Annotated in this window: 5 protein-coding genes; 2 read left to right on the plus strand and 3 right to left on the minus strand. The window is 42.5% G+C overall.

What is annotated here, in order from left to right:
* Nucleotides 1-45 precede the first annotated feature (45 nt).
* Complete coding sequence (locus Q0241_RS21215) at nt 46-549, minus strand: DUF6500 family protein (protein ID WP_299381078.1); 504 nt, start codon at nt 547-549, stop codon at nt 46-48.
* A gap of 311 nt (nt 550-860) precedes the next feature.
* Here Q0241_RS21215 and Q0241_RS21220 point away from each other — a divergent pair, with 311 nt between their 5' ends.
* Both Q0241_RS21220 and Q0241_RS21225 read left to right on the plus strand, forming a co-directional pair.
* Nucleotides 861-1,424: a PAS domain-containing protein gene (locus tag Q0241_RS21220; RefSeq protein WP_299381079.1), complete on the plus strand. Its 564-nt coding sequence runs from the start codon at nt 861-863 to the stop codon at nt 1,422-1,424.
* 332 nt (nt 1,425-1,756) lie between these two features.
* Complete coding sequence (locus Q0241_RS21225) at nt 1,757-2,317, plus strand: PAS domain-containing protein (RefSeq protein ID WP_299381080.1); 561 nt, start codon at nt 1,757-1,759, stop codon at nt 2,315-2,317.
* A 76-nt stretch (nt 2,318-2,393) separates the two neighbouring features.
* On the opposite strand, the gene Q0241_RS21230 is transcribed toward Q0241_RS21225, so the two are convergent.
* Complete coding sequence (locus Q0241_RS21230) at nt 2,394-3,401, minus strand: homocysteine S-methyltransferase family protein (RefSeq protein ID WP_299381081.1); 1,008 nt, start codon at nt 3,399-3,401, stop codon at nt 2,394-2,396.
* Nucleotides 3,402-3,608: 207 nt separating this feature from the next.
* Nucleotides 3,609-3,944: LysE family transporter (locus Q0241_RS21235; protein ID WP_299381082.1), on the minus strand; the 336-nt coding region annotated here is incomplete at its 5' end.

Here is a 3,944-nt window from a genome sequence, read left to right on the forward strand (position 1 = left end):
GTTACTTATGTTCTTTTTTAAAGAATAAATTTAAATTCAAAGAACTTAAATTTTCAAAATTATGGTTGGGGTTTTGAAAGGGGGGAGGTTTCTTTGGGTTTTCACTTTATTAAAATCAGTGAAATTGTATGCCACTAAATTATCGCCCTTACCTTTGAAAATACTGTTCATTTCAATGATCTGACGAATCTGCGCGGCAATTGCCTTCTTTTCCGTTTCCTGCTTACGCTGCTCGTTTAGCGCCTGACTTTTCAGACGCTGCTCTTCGCGAACTTTGTCGGCCAGGGCTGCCGCTTCATTTTCCAGCTCTACCTTATTTTTACGGCTTTTCGCTTGAGCTTTCTGCTTATCCGTTTTGATCTTCTTTGCTTTTTCAAAATGATCCAACTTGTGCGTTTCGATCCACCACGTCGCAGCTTCCATCAATAGGTCTGGATTATCGTTTTTATTGGCAAAGAAAGCATAGAAAGACAAACCAACAGTCTCGCCCTTTTTTTCTATTTTCAGGTCACATATCTCAATAATTTTTTGTCGTAAAGATTGTCGCATCGGGGTGGTTTCGCCTTTTCGTTTTAATGCCGTCTCACAAGTGGTTGAAGAGAATGCAAGGAAGTTGATTCCATATTTGGGGCCTTGAAACGTTTTAAAAGTATGCATGTACTATGGTCAAACTATTTAACTTCGCATTCTTAGTGTATTGAATTTAATCGGTTTCATCCATAGGACGTAATGTACGTTAAAAAATTGTTAACACTTTATTAACCATATGTTTTATGCTTCTATAATTATCGTTTTGTTCTACTATATAAGAACGATGCTTACGGACCGTGATAGAAAGGCAATCAAAATGGTACAAGGGCGTGATTAAATTCAGGCATCCTAATAACCGGGCCTTTTATGACTATTGGTGCAAACTGCCTAAAACAGGGATTTTACCTGACAAAAATAGCTTTATGCCGGAAGATATTCCAAGCTTGCTGTCAACAATGGTGGTTTACGAGTTGGTTTCCAATGACTTTATTCGCATAAGGCTTATTGGCTCTACGGTTGAAGAGCGCTTTGGTGGCCATCGTACGGGGAGCAATTATCTGGACTTTGTGGAAGAGCACCGAAAAGACGCCGCATCGGCAGCCTTTTGGTCACAGGCTAAAAATAACTGTGGGATGCATGCGGTGCTCGCGCAGGAACTGGTATCTGGGCGTATTGCTCATATAGAAGTGGTTGGTGTGCCCGTTTCTAATGATGAAGGTGAGCATCCTGTTCTTTTCTTTCAGAGTAATGAGATTGCTTATAATAGTGACGGAAGACAAGCAAAAGAGCCGCAGGAATTTGATGACAAAGGTGATGGCTTGTTGAAGTACATCTGGGTTGTCGAACGGTCTTACTTTGATCTGGGATTGGGAGTTCCATTTTTGCGTGACTGATTCGGAATGTCGACGAAGAGTTTGTAATTTATTATTCTTTTACAATGACTTTGTGTTGAATTTTTTGATAATTTAGTATGTTAAATTATCCACTTTAAGTAATTTTGTGTCGCGAGGTGATCGCGTTTATGGTTTATTTAGCCGTATCCTCAAAATGAGAAAGATAATCCTTGATTAAGGTCAAGTCTCACAGGCATGATTTATGTTCGCGGCTTTTTGCGCTGATGTCTGTTGTTATCTTTTCTTTCTTTTTAAATACTTAAGCCAGAAAATAACGCTCGGTTCTGAAGGCTGTCTTTGCTTGTGTTAAAAATAAAAAGGCTGTGCTCTTCATGGATTTTAAACATCCGAAATCTGCAGAGTTCTATCGGTATTGGCTCGATTTGCCACGCGATGGGTTTGCACCATCCCGTGATAGCTTTCGACCTGAACAAATACCGTCTTTGCTTCCGAACTTTATGATCTACGAGCTGATTTCGGACGATTATATTAAAATTCGCCTTTTGGGGTCGAACCTGAGTGAAAAGTTCGGCGGCAGCTGTGAAGGGAGTAATTATCTGGAACTTGTGGGGGCCGCGCACAAGATACATGCTTCTCAGGCATTGTGGGCAGTGGTTAATCAGCCCTGTGGTATTTTTGGTATTGTCGAACAGGTTATGAAAAGTGGCCTAAGTGTTTATATGGAAACAGTTGGACTTCCTTTGCTCAATATCGATGGTGGAAACCCATTGATTCTTTTTCAGAAAAATGAACTGGATTATGAAAAGAAGTTGCCGGACGAAAACTTGAAAAATCATGATTATCTCAAAATCTTCAAGCGACAGTTTATCGACATCGGAGCTGGGTTAGATAATGTCCAGCATTTGATCTATCCATCCTTGGCAGACGCTTGATTTAAAAAAATATCTGAGCGTTTAATCTGTTTGATATTAAATTCTCTTGTTCCTGTTTTGTGGCTAAGTTTCGAGCTCAAAAACGGGTGGGCGAGAGAATTGAACGCGTGATTTCTGTTAAATGGCGCAGGTCAGACCCGCAACATCCACCAAAAATATTCAACCATGGCATTCTTGAATAGATTTCTTTGTATTGTTGCCCCAGTTCGGTCGGGCTTCCGGCATCGAGGATTTCACAATTATCCAGCTCTGCATGGCTCATCCGTGATGCATTACAGCGGATGCCTTTTATTCTTGTGGCCCAGTTCATTTTCTTGAGATTGTTATTCGATAGATCTCGTGATGATAAACTTGGGGGGAAGTGATCTGGGTGTGCGCAGTTGATCATAAAATATATCGCCTGATTGCTTGTTTCCCTGTCAACCTGATCGATAGCATCGGCAAGGGATTGCCCTGTGGGCAATAACCCGTTGGTTTCGACCGTAAAAGAAACTGCGATCGGAAGCTTTTCTTTCTGTGCAGCACGTATCGCGCCGATGGCTTCTTCCGGCTGGGTAAAGGTCATGGCCGTGATCATATCTACGGGTGTTTCGGCCAGCCAACTGATCTGTTGCGCGTGATAATCTTCGGCTTCTTTTACAGTGATCTGATAATCCGGCGCATAGGCATCGCCGCGTGGGCCTAGAGATGCGTTAAGGACGATGGCTTGAATGCCGTTATCCCAAGTATCCCGAAGTTGTGCTATATAATTGATAGATGTCTGGTTTGCGGTCTTTATCTCATCTAGGGTCTGTTCCAAATCGTCAGCCCAATGCGGGTGGGCCTTCCATGTCTGACCATCCAGAATAAAGCCTGTGTTGGCTTTTTGAGCAAGCGCCAGAAAACCGTTGTAATAATCTGTAAGGGCCGAACGTCCTGTTTCATCTGGCAACAGGGTATGGGCGGCAAAGGCTTTGATCGGGATGCCTTTGTTAAAGATTAAATCTGTTTCCTGTCCCGCATCGGTCAGGAAAAGTCCGCCTTTGAGTTGCGGCAGATTGTGTCTGTAACGAGCTGTTTTCTTCTTACTTAAACTTGCTGACATCATCGCCCCTTTGATTCCAGAACTTATCCCAGGCTTTTTTTAGGGGGATGGTTAAAGGAGTGTCCCGCCCTTTGCGTTCTGGTTCGCTGTGTACGCCGGCTAACTGTATGCGGGCGTATAATTTCCATCAAGCAAACATTAAAGCAGGTAATGTTTCAAGTTAAAGTCTGATGAGCCGTGGATTGTGCTGGTACGATAGTGGCGATATTACAACGTTGTCAGACCAAAATATATCAGGCTGGATCCAAAACCGAAAAAGATGATCGCGATTAATTTGTTGATCAATTCTACTACGGATTGCTGTTGGATTAATCTGGCAAATTTAACGGCGGCAAAGGCAAAGCTGCTAAGTGTTAGGAATGACAGTCCCATAAAGGTTATCGTCATGACCAAAAGTTGCGGGGTTGCCGCGGCTTTGGTGTTTAGAAACAAAGGAAACAGTGCCAATAAAAAGATGATCATCTTGGGGTTTGTCAGGCCGACAAGTAGGGATTGACGAAAAAGATAAGGGGCAGATCTCTGGGTTTGACGTGAAGACTTAAA

Origin of the sequence: uncultured Kiloniella sp. (genome assembly GCF_937128705.1) — a bacterium.
Taxonomy (GTDB): Bacteria; Pseudomonadota; Alphaproteobacteria; order Kiloniellales; family Kiloniellaceae; genus Kiloniella.